Origin of the sequence: Thioalkalivibrio paradoxus ARh 1, assembly GCF_000227685.2 — a bacterium.
GTDB lineage: Bacteria > Pseudomonadota > Gammaproteobacteria > Ectothiorhodospirales > Ectothiorhodospiraceae > Thioalkalivibrio > Thioalkalivibrio paradoxus.
The window spans coordinates 217,822-235,500 of sequence record NZ_CP007029.1 but is presented as its reverse complement, the minus strand read 5'-3'; the positions used below and the strand labels follow the sequence as shown (position 1 = coordinate 235,500).

Below are 17,679 nucleotides of genomic sequence, written 5' to 3'. Positions count from 1 at the left end.
CCGTCATCCGCCAAGCAGCGGCAGGCTTCCGCCCCCATCCCGCCGTCGAGGGCTGCGCGCCTACGCGGCGACCTCGCACCGATCAAACAGCGCCCGCGCCGCCCGGATCCCCCGCAGGTAGGCGACATTGCGGGAAACACAGCGTTCGGTCAGGCGCTCGGGCGCACCAATCGCGCTGCCGAAGCGGTGCAACGTGCGGCCAGCGGTGCGAATGAACTGCTCCGGGTCGATGTTCAGGCGTTCCAGAATCGCCGGCGTCGCGCCAGGAATGAACCCGCGCTTGTCCTCGCGGATGACCCGACCGGTGCCGTCCACCAGCTCGAGGTAGTCCTCGAACGCGAACGGCACCGCGGTGGGCAAACGTCCGGTCGCATCGAAGGGCATCAGCGGGGCGCACGCTAATGCAGCCAGACGGTGCTCTTGCTGCAGGCCCGGGGGTTCGGTGTCTTCTTCATGGGCACCGGAAAGTGGGTTTGTTGGCCCGTCCGCAGCGACGACGCGGCTCGCATTGCAGCGGATGGCGTTTTCACCCGTGGGGGACCGAGCCGCCCCGCCCTGCAGCTCCGCCAGGCGTTCGGCGATCGCCGTGTACTCAGAGGTTTCCGGCGTCTCGGCCAGTTTCGCCCGGATCGGGTTCAGGTCGACATACGCCATCGCAGTCAGCACCGCCGCGTCGTCGAGCAGCGCCTGGCTCTTGAAGCGACCTTCCCAGAACCGGCCCGTGACGCCATCCTCGGCATTGGCCATCCGGGCGATGGACTCGTTCAGCACGCGCATGTACCAGGACAGATCCGCCAACCGGCTGCGGTAGGTCTCCACCCAGTCGAGGACCACCGCCGTTTCCGCCGCGCCCAACGACTCGGGATTGGCCAGGTAGTGCTGCACCACCAACGGCCCGGAAAACACCTGCGTCCAGCGCCGCAGGACTTCCTCGGCATCCCAGCCCTGCACTCGCTCGGCGTCAATGCGGACCACCAGGTGAGCATGGTTCGACATCACCGCATAGGCCGCGACGTCCACCGCGAAGACCCCGGCCAACTGCTCCAGACGCTCCACGATCCAGCCCCGCCGGTGCTCGAAACTTCGCCCGGAATGGACATCCTCTCCGCACAGATACGCTCGCCGCACACAGCGCGAGACGACGTGGTACCAGGGGGTATCGCTCAGACTGACCAGACTGGAACGCGGCTGCGGCATCTCCCTGCCTCCTTCTCGGTTAGATTCCATGCGAACGCCTATACCGAAAGCCTACGACCCCGCCGCGGCGACCGTCAACAAAGTGGGTGTCTCACAGTGTTCCCCGAGATCTAACTCCCTGATAAATAAGCGTGCAACTTCGTGTCGCACAAAGTGGGGGTCTCACAGCGTCACCATTATTCGTTTTATCGAACAATTTCGCGCAAGAACACAAGCTTCGGAATTTTCTTGTACTCTTTATCATGCCCAAAGATGATAGTTGCGTTCGCCGTGAACTTACGTCGCTCGTAAAGCTCCTCTGGGTTCACTGTCGGGTCGAGTTGGAGCCTGACACGCCTTTCGCTTAGCTGGGGCACGACGACAGCCCAGCCACGTTTTGTGCTATCCAAATCCGTTGCTCGTAACTCCATTTCTATCTTCTTGAAGTCTTCAATAAATTGTTCTTCCTCCTGCACTGCCATATAGCGCGGCATTGCGCGAACAGCTTCCGGTGTTATTTGGAGTTTTTCATTGTCGCTAAACGTGATCGAGGCAGTCGGATCCAGTTTGGCGGGCTTCACAACCCGCACAGCATCTTTTGCCAATTTCGGTTTGTCCTTGATTGCTGCTTCGACGACTACCTGAAACTCCTCGGCGGACATTTCAACCATCCCTGCGCCGATGTTGATGATGGTATTGTTGTTTGCCTCGATCGTTGCGCGCTGCTCCGGGGCATCTTTGCCAAGATAATATGCGCCTCCGCTCAAGATCAGAACGAGGATTATTGCGGAAAGGAGCTGTGGATTGTTCACGATGTTATCCATCCCTACGCGTTCGCGAACATTTTCGATAAACTGATCGAATTTCTTTTGGCTTCCAAATACGAACTTAATGACGACATCTTCCCAAATACTCTCGGATCGCAACTCTTTGATAAATACATCAACTGCATCAATTGTTGTTCCGGGAAAGAGGGCTTCTAGCACCTGAGGGGAATGCCGAATTACAGCCTCCAATGCCAGGAGCGACTCGGCCACTTCTTTCATTGGAACCAGCTGCTTGTTTGAGTAGTAAATCTGCTGTTTAACAACTAGCTCCATAGGGCCGCTCCCTTGATGCCGATAACAGCTTAGCGCATATCCAGCGTGCGCAGCATAGCGGATAAACGTCTGTTGGACAAAACCGCCCCGGGGCTGGCACACACGTTCATAGAAAGGGGATTACTTTCAGGACCGCACAAAGTGGGTGTCTCACAGTGTTCGGTCCGGCGCACCGCATAGGCCGCGACGTCCACCGCGAAGACCCCGGCCAACTGCCCCAGACGCTCCACGATCCAGCCCCGCCGATGCTCGAAACTTCGCCCGGAATGGACATCCTCTCCGCACAGATACGCTCGCCGCACACAGCGCGAGACGACGTGGTACCAGGGGGTATCGCTCAGACTGACCAGACTGGAACGCGGCTGCGGCATCTCCCTGCCTCCTTCTCGGTTCGATTCCATGCGAACGCCATCGGCGCAAGCCTACGGCCCCGCCGCGGCGACGGTCAACAAAGTGGGTGTCTCAAAGTGTGCCCGTACCAGGGGGTATCGCTCAGACTGACCAGACTGGAACGCGGCTGCGGCATCTCCCTGCCTCCTTCTCGGTTCGATTCCATGCGAACGCCATCGGCGACAGTCGACGGCCCCGCCGCGGCGGCGGTCTACAAAGTAGGGGTCTCATGGTGCTCGCCGCCAGAGGAAGTCGCGGTCAACAAAGCGTGTATCCAGTAGCCGACATCTATCGTTCAACATTCATGACCGCCATATTTGAAATCCGGACAAAACTCGGCATACGGGGGTCGTTAAATCGATACACTCCCTTCGCAAGCCTTCTGAGTATCGTTTGATCCCCTTCCGAAACTAACCGATTGAAATAATTGTTAAGACTGTTCTGATCGATCTTCCTACCCCAGAGGCTTTCATACTCATCCCGAAGTTGCGCGGCGGTGAACTCCTCGGACCCAAGAACCGCCGCGGCGCAAACAATGTGATGATATTCGTCGGTCCCGTAAGATCGGCAAGCCTCATCATATTGTCTCTTCAGACGCCCCTCCGAATCATCCACGGCACGACGGGTTGCTGCTTCGACACTGGTAATACCAATTTCAGTACGCCTCTCAGCGATAGCGTCTTCCGCTGCTTTTAGTGCAAGCAGGTGCGTAAAGTGCGGGTAACCAGAAGATACGCTGACAATTCGCTGTTTTGCTTCGGGCGTAAACCTCAATCCAAGCGCCCTTTCCCCCTCGTCGATAATTTGTCTCAACTCGGAATCGGACATTCGACCAAGTCTGGTTTCTCGAAGGCATCGTTCAACGGAGGGGTGACCATCCGTCAGATCAGCCCCTGTTTCTGCTATGCCAACTAGGAACACTTTAAACGGAGAGCCTATATCACTCAGTTGTTTGATCAGTTCCGCAATCTTGTGACGGTCCAAGGTATCGCGAAGCGCATCTAGCTCATCCACCAGCAGCAGACCGTCGAACCTAGAGAGCTTCGAAGCGACCCAGCTAGGTGACTCAAGTTCCGAGGACAGCCCGCGCTCTTTCGACCTTTGTCCTGTAGTCGTATGCAAATCACCACCGAACCCAGGAATGCCAACTTGAGCCTTTCCTCCTTCAGCTTTTCGCCGTTCGGATTCAATGAGACGGATATTGACACCGACCTCAGCAAGAGGCTCTTCGAGGATGCTTTTGAAGTTATCGGTGCTGTCGCAGCGCTTCTTGAAACATTTGCCAGACGATAGTTGCTCTAAGAGAAGCTCGGTAGCGATATTCGCCAAAGAACTCTTCCCAACCCCACGGTCCCCATATAAAAGCGCATGTTGGCCGGGTGTGTTTAGATGTTCAATAAGCGCACGGACTTCAAGGGTGCGCCCGAAAAACAGGGTCAGGGAATGGATCGGCTTGTGAGGGGTAAAGATCTCCCGGACACCCGATTTTCGAATAAGCGCTTCGCGCTGTAAGCCGAATGGATCACTCATGGCATTGTTTTCCAGTGTCAAGTAGCATCATGCACAGGGTCTAGGGCTGCTTGGTATGCAAAACCTTGTACTGTGCCTGGGGAACTCCAAATGTCGCAACCTAAGGCCGGAAGCTTGAGGACCGAGTTTTCAACTCTGGATCCGAGGGTTCATCTCTCATTTTCATTGAGACCCCTTTGGGCGGCTCTTTGCTGAAAGATGCCCCACGCGATGCGGTAGTCCTCTTCGCGGTCGGGTTTGTGGAAGGGGGCGCGGTATTCGATAGTGCGCTCGGTCGGGCCGCCGGGGAGGGTGTCGTCGGGGAAGGTCTTGGTGACGGTGCCTTGCTGGAGGTCGCGGATGTCTTCCCATCCAAGTGCGATGTTCTGCTCGCTGCGGGTCGGGGTGTGGATGCCGTAGCGGGTGCCTTCGTCGAGGTCGGTCTTGCGGGCCTTGCGCGGGAGACCGACGCCGACGAGGCCTTTGCTGGGGGTAAAGACGATGCGACCGCGGGCGTCGTACCAAGTGTCGGCTTCGTACTGGCGCATGACCGGGAACTGGACGCGGTAGATCGTCAGCAGTTCTTCGAGGCTCAGGCCGAGGGCCTGGGCCGCAAGGACGTCAATCTCGAGCAGGGCTTGGCGGCGGGCATAGTCGGTGCGTAGGGCGCAATGGCGCTGCCAGTGATCCGTGAGGTTGGAAAAGAAGGTCTGAGAGAGGATCCTGGCCTGATCCGTTCCATCCGCCACTGCCCATTTCTGCTCGCGAAACCCGTCATCCCATTGAGCCGCCCAAAGGTCGGCATAATGCCTCGTCAAGGCCACGAGGCAGAGAAACCGGGCTTTCCTTCGCACGTCGGGCGTCCCGAGGGGGAGCAACGAGGCCGTCCCGTCGCGGAAATCCTTTTTTCCAGAAACGCGCACAAAGAAGTCCGCCGGCAATGAAACCCAGAGAGAGGCCGTGTCGACGAGCAATGCCTCGTCTTTGAAAGTTACCGAAAACACACCATCGATATGGGACGCGAGTCGCGGAAGCACCACGACTCGAACCGATCTCTCATCCGCTGGATGCGCACCCCGTCGTGCAGCCAGGCGAAAGTAGTCTGTTACACGGCTTCCGGTGCTCGACCGAGCGTCGCTCCACGGCACCGTGGGCGTTCGAGCACGGTAGGTATCCGGTTCGCATGCTGGCACGTAGTTGGTGCGCGGCAAATAGTCGTAAGGAAGCGTTTCAAGATCGAGAACGTCGTAGTGGCTGTTCTGGGTGCAGACGGCGCGCGGGGTCTTGTAGAACGGAGTCCCGACAAAGAAATGTGGACCAGAGAGGATCCATTCACGGGGATTCTTCGGGAATCGGGTTTCGCGGCGGATGGTGCCGCCCTTCTGTGCATTGGTCTCGTGCCACATTTCGAGCGAGATGTGTCCGCCCGTCAGATCTCCCAGGCGACGCGGCTGCACAGCGAATTTCTCCAGCACGGACACCAGCGGCCTTGCATGTAACGCCGGAAGGCGGGCTTCGAGCCACGGCGTGCCCGGTTCGTCGTACAGTTCAGCAAACAGCGCGAGTTGCTGGCCTCCCACGTCGATCACCCGCTCGGAGTGGCCGCTTGTTCCCCACGTCACTCGAATGCGACCCTCCGCGTCTTCGGATTCCTCCTTGAGACCTGGGACGGGGCCAGCGCCATGGTGCGTGAAACTCGCATCAATGGTCCGTGGGATGAAGAGGTTCGCGATGTGCCGAAAGCCCGGCGCCTGGGCAAACGGGCCGTACACGTTGATACTGAACTTCGAGTGGTGGTCGACGTCGGCAAATAGGTTCACCTCGTTCACAAACTGAAAATGCCCCCGCAACCGCGGATAAACCTCCCGCCGCACCCCCCCACCCTTCGGATCATCATAAATCCCCTCCGGATGCAGAAACCCGGACACCCCATGCTCGTTCCCCAGCCGCCACGCCACCGGCAGAAAGCACTTGTACAGGTTCGTCTGCACGCCGCGCAGCGCCGGATAGTTCACCGTCGCATTCAGAAAGTTCTGCGTCCCCTCCGCCTCCTCGTACTCGCTCCGCCAAGCAGCCTCCAGCCCGGCATTCTCATGAAACGCCCGTTCCCGCAGGTGCGTAAGCTGGCTCGCACTGTACTTGCGCAGCATGAACAACGGCTCGTGGTCACCGAGAATGCCGGATTCCTGCCATTCGACTTTGATCCAGGGAGGGTTGCCCAGGATCAGGTCGAAGCCGGGCGCCCTCACCCCCGCCCCCTCTCCCGCCTGCGGGAGAGGAGAGAAAACGTCGGCGAACTCGAGTTCCCAATGGAACACGCGGCGCTGGTCGGCGATGCGTTGCGCGAGCTCCAGCCGCGGGAAGCTGCGGAACAGGAGCTTGAGGTCGACGACGCCGAAGCGGTTGATGAAGCGTTTTCCGTCTTCGGGGTTTTCGGTGGGGGCGAAGAGGTCGCGCACTTCGTATTTCGGGCCGGCGCGCAGCGTGTCGCCGAGGAGCAGGTTTTCCAGGTCGAACAGTAATTCCTCGCGGTCGGGCAGGCTGGCGTGTTCGGCGATGGGCCAGAACCACAGCGCGCACCAGTAGTCCATCACCAGCTTCAGGCGGCGGTAGGCGGTGGCGTTCTTCTGGTACTCGGCGAAGAGTTCGCCGGCGAGCGCCTGGTCCTTGTAGCGCAGCGGCGAGCGTTCGCCCTTCGCGTCGCGGCCGTAGATGGGGTACGGGTCGGTGGTGCGGCGGCGCAGGTCGGCGAGGCTGTTTGCGTGTTCGTGCCAGAGGTCATCGATGCGTGCGCTCAGACGTTCGAGGCGCTCGCGCTGTTCGCGGTCGAACGGGCGGGTGAAGGCCTTGCGCCAGGCGTTGATCGCCTGGATCTGCTCGCGGTAGAGGGTCTTCGCGACCTTGTCGGTGTAGTGGCCCATGCCGGTGTCGGGCAGCAGGAAGTGCCAGATGCGGCCCTCGGGGCGCGGCTGGCCGAGCGGCGTGCGGTCCGGGGCGCGGTTCAGCCAGCAGGCGTCTTCGTTCGGCTTCAGCGCGAGGCTGCTGCTGGGGTAGGTCTCGCGGCGTGCGCCGATCAGCGAGTTGCCGGCGCGCAGTTGCAGACCGAACCAGGGTACGTGGCGGTCGTCGGAGAGCGCGCCCAGCCACAGCGAGACCTCGGCCAGTTCGACCGCGACCGGGTTCAGGTCGACGCCGAAGACGTTGTGGTCGGCGATGTACATCTTCACGCGCTGTTTCTCGCGCGCATAGTCGGCCTGGGGGATGCGCTCGCCGCGGGCGCTCTGCGCGAGTTCGAGGTACTTGTCGGCGAGCTGGTCGATCGCCTCGTTGATGAACGCCGCGGAGCCCATCGCCGGTTCGCAGATGCGCAGGCCGAGCACGCGCTCCGCGCGGGCGGCGTCGTCCGGCAGCGGGTCGAGCTGTTCGGCGTAGAGTTCCTTCAGCGCGTACTTGACCAGGCTGCGGGTGAGCACTTCCGGGGTGTAGTACGACGCGGACTTCTCGCGGTCGCGCCCGGCCAGGCGGTAGAGGAAGCGGCCCTTCGGGTGGCGGCGCAGCACGCGGTGGCCGTGCTCGTCGCGGTCGTACACGCGCTCGTCGTCCTTGTACTGCTCGAGCGCGTCGGCGCTCACGAAGTAGCCGGTGTCGAGCGGGTCCGGGTTGTCGTCCCCTGCCCTTTTCACCTCAAAGAGGTCTTCCTGCGCGAAGAAGCCGCGGTAGGAGAGCAGGGCCTCGTACACCGCGCCGAGCTGGTTGATGCCGAGCCGCGAGTAGGAGATGCGGCCGCGCCGGCGCCGGCCCCCGCGGCCACCCTGGGCTGGGCGCGAGAGCGACATCAGGCGGATGACCTGTTGCAGTGTCTGGTTGGTGAACACCACGCGGTTCAGCAGCCGCGTGCGCTCCGGGTCGAACAGGTGCGATTGCAGCGGCGCCATCTCGAAGGCGTCGGCGCCGGTGTTCGTCGCGAGCAGGTCCTGCTGGCGGTTCGCGTGCGGCTGATAGCCTTCCTGCACCAGACGGAACAGCGTGTTCAGGCTGTCGTGGAAGTAGCGGCCCTGCTGCTCGGTGCTGCTGGTGAGCGGGACGAGTTCGAGTTCGCGAAGGTGTTCGAGGCTGTAGCCGTGCAGGTAGGTGGACGCGTTCATCGGCGCGTAGCCGAGTTCCGGGCGGGCCTCGATGTAGAACAGGAACAGCAGCCGGTACATGTAGCGCAGGCATTCCAGCGAGAGCTGCGCGGCGTCGAGCTGGCCGGAGAAGATGCCCTCCTTGCGCGCGCGGGCCTGCTCGATGAGCTGCGCGGCGGCCTCGTTGCCGAGCAGTTCGATCGCCTCGCGCAGTGCGTATTTCAGGTCTTCGGAAACGCCATAGGCGTGCTTGTGGGCGTTCTCTTCCAGCGTGTCGAGCAGCGGCTGGCCGCCGGGTTCGACCAGGGATTCGCGGTGCAGCAGCGCGGCGCCGACCTTCAGGCTCTCGGTCTCGCGGCGCGAGAAGAGTTCGACCCAATCGAGACGCAGCACACGGCCCTGCGCGAACTTGGCGCGGTCGACCAATACCCACTGGCGCGGGCTCGCGAGCAATACCCAGCGCGGCGGGCGTGGCTGCGCGAGCACGAAGCGGCCGAGCGCGGTCTGCCATTCGACCAGGCCGCCGCCTTCGGCGTGCAGGGCTTTCGGCACCGGGGTGGCAGAGAGCGAGAGGTACTGCGCGGCGCGCAACGGCACCGCGAGGGGGTCGAGGTCGGGTTCTTCCAGCGGCACGGCTTGCACGACCCAGAGCAGCGGCGCGCCGTCGGAGCCGAGGTATTCGGAGAGCACCGGGAACTCGGCGTCGTCGCCGGCGGGGAGGCGGCGCGGCTGGTAGTGGTAGCCGAGGGCTTCGAGCAGGGTGCGGACGAGTTCCCGCTGGGCCTCGACGCGGCGCTCGATCTGGCGTTCGCGTTCGAGGATGGAGAGGTCCTGGAGGTAGGCGTGCGCGAGGCGGTTGAGACGGTTCCAGGGGGTGAGGTGGTGGTCGGGGAGCGGGGCCTGATCGGCTTTGCTGGCGGCCTCGCGGGCGGCGGTTTCGGCCTGCTGCCAGCGTTCGAGCGCATCGCCGATGTCGTTCAGGAAGAGTTCGCTGAGGTAGTGCTCCGAATAGAACTCGTTGTCGTTGACGATGCCGGCCCAGGTCATGGCGCAACCCTCCGTCCGGTGAAGGCGGCGATGACCTGGACGTAGGGGTCGGGTTCGGTCATCTGGGTTTCTTCGAGCCAGCTTTCGTAGTCGCGGAAGATGCGGTCGATGTGGGCGAGGCGTTCGTCGCGGCGGCGGGTCTTGAACACTTCGGGCTGGTCGCTGCGGGCGAGTTCGAGTTCGAGCTGTTGCACGTGACGCTGCTTCAGCGCGTCCATCGCGGCCATCTGGGTGTTCAGGCGCTGGTCGAGCACGGTCTCCACATCGTGTTTGTGCGCGCGCAGACGCTGGATGGCGAGGTCGACCACGCGCGGGAGCTGGTTCTGAAGAAACGTGGTGTCGCCGGGCACGCCGGGGTTCGGCACCTGCCCGGGTTCCAGACCCAGCCGGGCGAAGAAACGCGCCGGGTCCAGCTCCTCGGCCACTTCGCCGTTACGCAGCACGAAACCGATCCAGCGCTGGATCAGCAGGTAGCCGCGGCGGTTCGGGAAGCCGCCCTGGAGGAGGAACGCGGCCTCGTCGGGTTGCAGCCGTCCCGGAAGACGCAGTACCGGGGCGGTGTGGCGGCCGAAGGCGCCGAGCGCGCGGTCGGCCAGCCATTCCATCACCGGGTGCAGCGGCCAGAGGTACTGGCGCTGCGCCCAGGGGCTGTCCTCGTCGCGGCGCCGGCGCAGTTCTTCCTGGATCTCGGCAACTTCCGGCGTGAGGATGAAGCGGTCGCCGTCGGGGCGGGACTCGGGCGGTAGATGGCGCAGGCGCTGTTTCAGGTCCGGCGGCACGGTCAGCGTCAGCCGGCGCGCGGCGCGATCGGTTTCCGCCTGCATCGGCACGCCGCTCGCCCGCAGCCATTGCACCGCGTCGGCGGCGTAATGGAAATCGTCGCGGTACAGGCTGAACGGTTGGTCGGCCACTTCGGCGAGTGTGTCGCTGGGCGCACGGTCGGGCAGGAAGGGTTCCAGCGGCGTGGCACTGGATTCGTGCTGGATGTCGAGGAACTCGGCGAACAGCGCAGCGAGGTCGCCCTCCTCCCGCTCCAGGAACTCCGCCACCCGTTCTTCTTCCTGTTCCACCGAGTACTCGCCGAGAAACTCCGACGGGTCGCCGATGTTGCGCTGCGCCTGTTCGTCCTTCTCGATCAGCACCTCGAGCACCCGCTGCTCGTCCTGGATGCGGGGATTGCGCGACTCGGTGATCAGGTAGCGGATCTGTGGCCGGCGCGTCTGTCCGTAGCGGTCGATGCGGCCGTTGCGCTGCTGGAAGACCATCAGCGACCAGGGCACGTCGAAGTGGATCAGCCGATACGCGAGGTGGTGCAGGTTGATCCCTTCGGCGGCAACATCCGAGCACAGCAGCAGGCGGACCGGGCTCTCACGGCGGCCGAAGTCCTCGACGATCTGCATCAGTTCCCGGTCCGGTCGATCGCCGCGCAGGATCGCGAGCTGCTTCGCACGCAGGCCGAGATCCTTGGCCAAGTGTTCTTCGAGAAACTCGAGGGTCCTCAGGCTTTCGGTGAAGATCACCAGGCGGTCGTCGGCATCTCTTGGATTCCAGCCCAGTGACTCCGGACCGGTACCCAGCAGCGCGAGCAGGCGCTGGTATTTGCTGAAGGCATCGGGGGTGATGGCGCGCACGGCCAGATGCAGGCCGTTGAGCTTGTCGAGGTCGGCGGCCACCTCCTGCGATGACTCCCGTTTCTCAAGACGACGGATGCGATTCTCGATGGTGCTCAGGCAGGCGGCGGGGCTGGAGTACAGCGCCTTCTTGAGCGTGGTCCGGAAGAGCTGGCTGCCGCCGGTATTACGGCGCCCGTCGAGGCTATGGAAGCTCAGCGCCTCGAGCATCGCATAGGCCTCTTCTTCCGGGGCGGAGGCGCTGTTGCGCTCGATGCCGATCTCGCGCTCCGGCAGGTGCTGCGCGAGTTGGGACTGCACGTCCTTCTTGAAGCGGCGGATCACCAGGCCCTTGTCGCGGAAATCCTCGTGCGCGTAGTTGTCCGGGTCCGGAATCGCGGTAGGGTCCAGCATGTTCACCAGACTCGCGAAGCTGCGCGCCTTGCCGTCGTGCGGCGTGGCCGACAGCATGATCAGCGTGTCGGAACGCGTGGCCAGCAGCCGGGCGAGGCGGGAACGCTGCGAGTGCGTGCTGCGCTCGGCAACGTTGTGCACCTCGTCGATGATGATGATGTCCCAGTACGCCTGTTCGAGGTAGTGGCGGTACTCGATGTCCTGCTTCAGCGTGTCGATCGAGATGATCGCCCGGTCGAAGTAATGAAACGGGTTGTGGTTGCCGGGGATCTGGTTGCGCACCCGCTGAAGACCGAGCGAATCCAGACGCGTGAGCCCGATGGTGAAGCGGTTCCAGAACTCCTGCTGGAACTGCGCGAGCATCGACTTCACCACCAGCACCAGGATGCGTTTGCCGCGCCCGCGGGCGATCAGCTCAGCGACCAGGATGCCGGCTTCGAGCGTCTTGCCGAGACCGACCGCGTCAGCCACGAGAATGCGCGTACGTGGCTGGCGCAGGGCCTGTACCGCCGGATCCAGCTGGAACGGCAAGGCGTCCAGCGCGGCGCGGTGGCCGAGAAACACCTTCTCACCCGCGACCGGGGTCTTGCGGAACGCGGTTTCCAGGTACAGCAGGCTGGCCTGAAAGCCGCTGGAGGTGTCGTCGGTAAGCAGCGTCTCGCGCGGATCGAGGATGCGGATGTTGCCTTCGAGCCTGGTCAGAAATCGGGCCCCGCGCCCGCGCACTAGTTCCGACAACCCCTCGCAACCGAGCAGGTAGCCCCCATCCGTCGCGCGATCCACGTGGCGAACCCGCCACTCCGCATCGCGGATCTCCACCCGCATGCCTGGCGTGTAATTCATTCCTGCGACTGCCCCCCGATCTCGGCTGTCTTGCGCAGCATGGTCACCGACAGAACCCTATCACGACCGTGGAATTGCAGGCTGATCGTGCGCGAGCATGACCCCCCGCGGAACGCAAGACGTCGCGAGAGGTGGCGACCACCTCCGGCACAGAATGCGTTCAGCCCCCCTCCCAAATCCGAGTGCGAGGGTTAGGAAAGCGCCTGTCATTGTCATTGCGAGCGAAGCGCGGCAATCCAAACGACGCAAATTGAATCACCGCCTTATGGATCGCCACGTCCCGCCACGCTGCGCTCGCGGCTGAAGGCTTCGCTCCTCGCGATGACCCATTTTCCTAGGCACGGGGGGCGACGAGGATGCGGACGGGGGGCTGAACGGATACCCGGCACAACAGCATCAGGATGAGCCAGTACAGTCCGGTAATGCTCCCGGCCATTCGCTTCGTGCCGGAATCGGTGGACTGAACGCTGGTACAGCTTGCCCGCGGGGCGCCGGGATCGAGCCAAGCCGGCAGGGTTGCGAGCAGCTGGCCGAGACGCACCGACCTTGCCGCCGCGCGGATGAGATGAAGAAGCGTGTTGGGTTATGCTCGGCGCATGACCTACTCAATTGTCGCGCGGGATCCGCAAACTCGTGAAATGGGCGTGGCCACGCAAAGTCAGGCGTTTGCGGTGGGAAGCAGCGTGCCGTGGGCAATGCCCGGTGCCGGCGTGATCGCCACACAATCGATTGGCGAGCCCATGTATGGAGAGCTGGGGCTCGATCTGATGCGTAGCGGCCTCACCGCGCCGGAAGCCCTGGATGCGTTGCGATCGATCGACCCCTCGCCCGAACGCCGTCAGGTCGCGATGATCGACTGCAACGGCGCGCTGGCAGGCTATACCGGTGATTCCTGCGTCGCAGAGGCCGGGCACCATGTGAGCGACCATTGCGTGGCGCTTGGAAACATGCTTGCGGATCGCGCCATTTGGACGCGCATGGTCGAGGTATTCGAGAGCTCCACGGGCAGCCTGGCGCTACGTTTGGTCGAGGCATTGAAAGCCGCGCAATCACTGGGTGGCGATGTCCGCGGTCAGCGTTCGGCCGCGCTCCTGGTGGTGCGGGCCGAGCGCAGTGGTCGGCCCTGGCGCGACAACGTGGTGGACCTCAGGATCGACGATCATCCCGATCCCGTAACCGAACTGGAGCGCATGACGCGATATAGCGTGCGCTATCACGCCGCGTATCGCGCGTTTGAGCTGGCACTCGATGGCCAGGCCGCCGCCGGGCTCGATCTGCTTGACGGGTCGATTTCCACCCCACACGACGAACCAGAGCTCGCTCTGTTGCACGCCACCGTGCTGGCCAAGGCGGGGCGCGTCGACGAGGCACGGCAGTTGCTCGGCCAACTGGCCAGAAACGCGCCTAGTTTCATCGATACCGCTCACCGTTTCGCTGCCGCGAATCTCGTGGACCCTGGTTTGTTCCAAGCGATTCTCCCCGAGGCCTGAATCACCGGGTCAGGCATCGACCCTCTCGTTGTTGCTTGATGAACTGAACCGCCCCGCGTTTTCCGGACGCGGGCTGCGGTGGCTTAGGCTGCACTGCCAAGACCCTTCAGATGCAGATGCCGCCTTTGTTGCGCGTCGACCCGTGTGAACGACGCCGGCACGGGCGGATTTCGGGCGTGCCCAGCAGTTCGGTAACGGAGCGTTCGTGAGCGGGTGGCCGGTGGCCACTCAGGGTCGAAGGCCGGCTCTTTGCCGCGCGTTGGTCTGATACGTTCGTTTGCCGGATCGCCCCGAATCACGCCGGGCTCGGCGAATACGAGATCCTGGTGCTGTACGCGCGCCACGTCGAACAGGCCGCGCCAGTCGCCCCCGAGGCCTGTGCTGAGGAACTGGCGGTTCTGCGGGAGGAGATCGCGCCCTTGGCGCACACGCGCCTGCGCGCTCAGGCGCGGGACTATCTGGCGCCGGCCTGGCGACGCCTCGAACGCCTGGAGTCAGCCTGGGTTTAACGTGAAAGTCACGGCCTGTCTCGTGTCCCGGGCGACCCGTAGGGCGGAAAAGCGCGGCGTCATCCGCCGTACGGCGTTCGCAGTGCCCAGGCACCCGCAGCACCCCGGGCGCCGGATGGCGGATGACGGCCTTCGGCCTTTTCCGCCCTACGCCTCTTTCATCATCGGGGGTGGCTGCCCGCGCCATGAAAATTAGCTTGAGCTCTTGCCGTTAGCCGGTTTGCTCCGGGAAAAGCCCTGGCATCCATCTTCCCGCCAGCCTAGCGGGGAACGCGAGGCGCAGGGGGGCGCGGGTGCTCTCGGAGGCCAGCACTTCATGGTCGATCAGGGCCGAGGTGACGCGACGGGCCTGACGGTCGCCGACATTCAGCAGTTTGGCGACGTCGCCTCGCGGCAGTTCTCCCCGAAAGAGAACGGCTTCGAGCACTGCGCCTGAGTTCGAGGGCAGCGTGTCGGCGCGGATTTCCTCTTCGGCCCAGATCAGGATGCGATCGCGCAGGCGTTCCGGCTGGACCAGCTTTTCCATGAAATCGACCTGATCAATGCAGGTGGTGAGGAAGAACCTCGTGAATTCCGCCAGCGCCTCTTCGGACAAGTGGCCCCTGCCGTCGAGATCGTTGTGGCGCTCGGCATCGCAGGCCATCAGTCGTTCCCTGTACCCGTTTTCGTTTCGGGCGAGGCCGCGGGCGATCGACCAGATGCCGCCGGTATCGAGCGTGTCCAGCAGCATCGCGTAGGACATCAGCCGGGCGACGCGGCCGTTGCCGTCAAGGAACGGGTGAATCCACAGCAGGCGGTGGTGTGCCGTCGCTGCGGCGAGGATGGCGTCGGTGCGGCCCAGCTTGGTGTAGGCGGCGGCGAACCGGTCCATGAAACGCGGCAGCGCGCCGGGGCTGACGGGGACGTGGTGGCCGACCTTCACATCGCGGTGGCGAAGTGCGCCGGGCGTGACTTTGATTTTCTCACCGGTGTCCGGGACCGTGATCCAGAGCAACTCTTCGGGCAGCAGCTCGCAAAAGCGGCGGTGGATTTCGAGGATGGCATCCGGCGCGGTGGCGTCCCCGGCAAGCCCGCCTTCATCGATCCATTGCTGGACCGTGATGTGGGCTTTGGCTTCGAGCTGGCGGTTCCGCTTTTCGGGGTTTGCGCTGTAATCGTTCTTGAGCGCGCGCTCGATATCGACCGGATGGGTGTCGTGACCCTCGATGAGGTTGCTGTAGTAGCAGTTCATCGCCCGTACGAGATCGGCCAGCGCCGTCAGCACGCCCGGCGGCAGGCTGCGGCGGAAGCCGGCCGAGCGGGCGGCGAGTTCGACGGCAAGGTCGGTGAGCGCCCTGCGGTGCCTCGAGCTCTCGCTGATGAGCAGCGGCTCCATCAGGCCGATGCTCTCGCCCCGATCTGCAGGGACCGTGTCTTTGGCCGGACTTTTGTCCGCTTTTATGTCCGGTTTGGAATCACTCATAAATTTAATTTTATCATGCGCTTATGACCCATCCCAGCTTCACGTGAGCCTTTCCCATGTCCGGTTGTACTGCCGGATCATCCGGGCAGGTTCAGCCGCTCGCAATCACGTCAAGCGGCATTGAGAACGTCTCCTGAAGGAAGGTTTCGGTCCCCCGAGCACTTCGAGGGCGGCCGGCGCGATCTTCGCTTTGGACAGGCCCGGCTGCACGATCACGCCCCGGTAGGCGAAGCTCAGTTCGCGGCAGGCATTGGGCAAGCTGCTGGACATCGCGCCGGGAGCCGCGCTCGAAACGCGACGCGCCGCTGGCTTTCAGGCGCAGGTCCTCCTGATGGAACAAGTGCTTGAGTAGGCGGCGGAGCTTTTCGCGCCAATGAACCGATTCTTGCGCCTGGCCGCAGGCGGGATAGAAATCGTCAATGCCGGCACCCGGCTTGTCCGAGGCGGAATGCTTGTCTTGCACGACCCGCACGCACAGTTCCTGCCCCTTGCGTTTCAACGCCACGACATCGGCCACCTCGCCGGCGCATGCCGAACAGAGGTGGTTGGCGTACAACAGGCAGGTGTGGGCCCGGATCCACCAAACGCCAATCGCCTCGGGCGCCGAGACCAGAGCTCTGCTACTGGGACTGCTACGCCACGAGACCCGGCAGTGGCAGGGCTCGGCCCTTACCCGTCACCCGAGCTGCGGCAATCAGCCAGCGCTATCTGATCGGAAGCGGTCGCCCACAAACAGACAGTTGCAGGCACGCAAGGTTGTGCCTACCTACTACAACGCGATTCTGCGATCGATTGGATGGTGGTAATGATGCTCACGGATCTACCGGGGCCTGATCGGTAATCGGTGAATGCGGGCACCGCGCTCGTTAAGGGTAACCACAGCCCCCTCTTGCAACTGGGATACGATGCGGGGCAAGAGTCGAGTTCACAGCTTTGCCACGTCCTCACCGCGCAGCCCCTCGCTGCGGATACGAATGACGGAAGGCAGGGCATCACCGGATAGGACCAAGAGGGCGTGAAAATCGGCATCCAAGGTGACCACGACGGCGTTTTCCTGGCGGGCGCGCTCCAGGATCTGGCTGTCACTGGCTCGGCTCATTCCCAGTTCGGCTACATGGCTGGTCTCGATCTGGCATTGCCGCAGGTAAACCAGAGCGCTACGCGGCAGTCCTTGATCGAGCAGCAGTCGCATCAGGCGGCACCCAGAAGGATTTCTTCGTCATCGAGATAGCTGGCTACAAATTCCAGGGCTTGGCGCAGGTCCTCGTCCTCCAATTCCGGATACTCCTGCTTCAGCTCGGCTCGATCCGGGTAGACCGCCATGGCACGCACCACCCGCTTGACGGTTAGGCGCATGCCGCGAATACAGGGCTGGCCGTTCATCACGGCGGAATCGATGGTAATGCGGTCAAAGGCGGGGTTCATGGTCGACTCCAAATAGGGGACGGTCAAAGTCTAGCCTGCTCGACATAGAGCTGGTATCGCGTGACACGCGCTGGCGGAAGACGCCACTCTCGTGATCCACAATACCCGCGAGTTTAGCCGCATCAGCGGCCTGAGAATCGCGGACTGGGCGCCATCCGGCGAGATGTCCATCGCTACACTGTGAAAGGAAAGTCTCCAAGTAGCTTTGTACCACCCAATAAACGGTGTATCGGCGGGGCGACGGCGGCGGTAGGGAGCAGCGCATACCCCTGCGGTTGTACGGCCATGTCGGTGTCCGTGACGGCGTACTGATACTGACAACATAGGCACAGTATTGCTCTTTCCACCACAGAGCGGCAGGGCCTGCTGTGGACAGCGACGACTGATGGTCTGCGTCGGCTCTACCCTCGAGAGGGGAAACTCGGCCCGCCCGGGTGGCTGCCCGGTGTGGGTCGGCAAGAGCCCCCGAATTCGCCCGTTACAGTAGGTGGGCCCAGATGGCCGGAGCCGCCCCGGACGGCAATGGGTGTTGGCGATATCGATGGGCTGTCCCCGGCAGACCGAGGAAGCCGCGCGAGCA

12 protein-coding genes and 1 pseudogene are annotated in these 17,679 nt (G+C 63.1%); 3 read left to right on the top strand and 10 right to left on the bottom strand.

What is annotated here, in order from left to right; genetic code table 11:
* Positions 1-60: 60 nt before the first annotated feature.
* From THITH_RS01090 to THITH_RS01075, 6 genes and pseudogenes are all read right to left on the bottom strand, one after another.
* The gene (locus THITH_RS01090; protein WP_006746367.1) at positions 61-1,197 is read right to left on the bottom strand and encodes a transposase; all 1,137 of its coding nucleotides are present in this window, start codon (positions 1,195-1,197) and stop codon (positions 61-63) included.
* A gap of 185 nt (positions 1,198-1,382) precedes the next feature.
* Complete coding sequence (locus THITH_RS01085; RefSeq protein ID WP_006746368.1) at positions 1,383-2,276, bottom strand: hypothetical protein; 894 nt, start codon at positions 2,274-2,276, stop codon at positions 1,383-1,385.
* Positions 2,277-2,446: 170 nt separating this feature from the next.
* Positions 2,447-2,647 (bottom strand): annotated as a pseudogene (locus THITH_RS18865) (transposase); the annotation flags it as partial.
* 307 nt (positions 2,648-2,954) lie between these two features.
* Positions 2,955-4,217 carry an ATP-binding protein gene (locus THITH_RS17305; RefSeq protein ID WP_232222228.1) on the bottom strand — a complete coding sequence of 421 codons (1,263 nt, stop codon included), beginning with the start codon at positions 4,215-4,217 and terminating at the stop codon, positions 2,955-2,957.
* A gap of 128 nt (positions 4,218-4,345) precedes the next feature.
* Positions 4,346-9,346: a hypothetical protein gene (locus THITH_RS01080; protein WP_006746371.1), complete on the bottom strand. Its 5,001-nt coding sequence runs from the start codon at positions 9,344-9,346 to the stop codon at positions 4,346-4,348.
* A complete protein-coding gene (locus THITH_RS01075) occupies positions 9,343-12,213 on the bottom strand; it encodes a DEAD/DEAH box helicase (protein WP_006746372.1) in 2,871 nt (956 codons plus the stop codon). Before THITH_RS01075 ends, THITH_RS01080 begins: the two co-directional genes overlap by 4 nt.
* Before the next feature lie 596 nt (positions 12,214-12,809).
* Between THITH_RS01075 and THITH_RS01070 the strand changes: the two genes are divergently transcribed.
* The 3 genes from THITH_RS01070 (at position 12,810) to THITH_RS18860 (ending at position 14,408) form a co-directional block, all read left to right on the top strand.
* The gene (locus tag THITH_RS01070; protein ID WP_025367165.1) at positions 12,810-13,703 is read left to right on the top strand and encodes a DUF1028 domain-containing protein; all 894 of its coding nucleotides are present in this window, start codon (positions 12,810-12,812) and stop codon (positions 13,701-13,703) included.
* Between the two features lie 326 nt (positions 13,704-14,029).
* Positions 14,030-14,212: a hypothetical protein gene (locus THITH_RS01065; RefSeq protein WP_006746374.1), complete on the top strand. Its 183-nt coding sequence runs from the start codon at positions 14,030-14,032 to the stop codon at positions 14,210-14,212.
* Position 14,213: 1 nt separating this feature from the next.
* Positions 14,214-14,408 (top strand): hypothetical protein, encoded by a 195-nt coding sequence (locus tag THITH_RS18860; protein ID WP_084222590.1) that lies wholly within the window; start codon positions 14,214-14,216, stop codon positions 14,406-14,408.
* Between the two features lie 15 nt (positions 14,409-14,423).
* Here the strand turns inward: THITH_RS18860 and THITH_RS01060 are convergent, their stop codons facing one another.
* From THITH_RS01060 to THITH_RS01040, 4 genes are all read right to left on the bottom strand, one after another.
* Entirely contained in the window at positions 14,424-15,674 is a 1,251-nt protein-coding gene (locus tag THITH_RS01060; protein ID WP_006746375.1) for a Fic family protein, read from the bottom strand.
* Positions 15,675-15,765: 91 nt separating this feature from the next.
* The gene (locus THITH_RS01055; RefSeq protein WP_025367164.1) at positions 15,766-16,191 is read right to left on the bottom strand and encodes a hypothetical protein; all 426 of its coding nucleotides are present in this window, start codon (positions 16,189-16,191) and stop codon (positions 15,766-15,768) included.
* 408 nt (positions 16,192-16,599) lie between these two features.
* Positions 16,600-16,866: a DUF5615 family PIN-like protein gene (locus tag THITH_RS01045; protein WP_006746376.1), complete on the bottom strand. Its 267-nt coding sequence runs from the start codon at positions 16,864-16,866 to the stop codon at positions 16,600-16,602.
* Complete coding sequence (locus THITH_RS01040; protein ID WP_006746377.1) at positions 16,866-17,099, bottom strand: DUF433 domain-containing protein; 234 nt, start codon at positions 17,097-17,099, stop codon at positions 16,866-16,868. Before THITH_RS01040 ends, THITH_RS01045 begins: the two co-directional genes overlap by 1 nt.
* Positions 17,100-17,679 lie beyond the last annotated feature (580 nt).

What these genes read in the sequence shown, in the direction of transcription:
- THITH_RS01085 (WP_006746368.1), bottom strand. Translation starts at nt 2,276, where the DNA reads ATGGAGCTAGTTGTTAAACAGCAGATTTACTACTCAAACAAGCAGCTG.
- THITH_RS01070 (WP_025367165.1), top strand. Translation starts at nt 12,810, where the DNA reads ATGACCTACTCAATTGTCGCGCGGGATCCGCAAACTCGTGAAATGGGC.
- THITH_RS01060 (WP_006746375.1), bottom strand. Translation starts at nt 15,674, where the DNA reads ATGAGTGATTCCAAACCGGACATAAAAGCGGACAAAAGTCCGGCCAAA.
- THITH_RS01090 (WP_006746367.1), bottom strand. Translation starts at nt 1,197, where the DNA reads ATGCCGCAGCCGCGTTCCAGTCTGGTCAGTCTGAGCGATACCCCCTGG.
- THITH_RS01075 (WP_006746372.1), bottom strand. Translation starts at nt 12,213, where the DNA reads ATGAATTACACGCCAGGCATGCGGGTGGAGATCCGCGATGCGGAGTGG.
- THITH_RS01080 (WP_006746371.1), bottom strand. Translation starts at nt 9,346, where the DNA reads ATGACCTGGGCCGGCATCGTCAACGACAACGAGTTCTATTCGGAGCAC.
- THITH_RS01045 (WP_006746376.1), bottom strand. Translation starts at nt 16,866, where the DNA reads ATGCGACTGCTGCTCGATCAAGGACTGCCGCGTAGCGCTCTGGTTTAC.
- THITH_RS01040 (WP_006746377.1), bottom strand. Translation starts at nt 17,099, where the DNA reads ATGAACCCCGCCTTTGACCGCATTACCATCGATTCCGCCGTGATGAAC.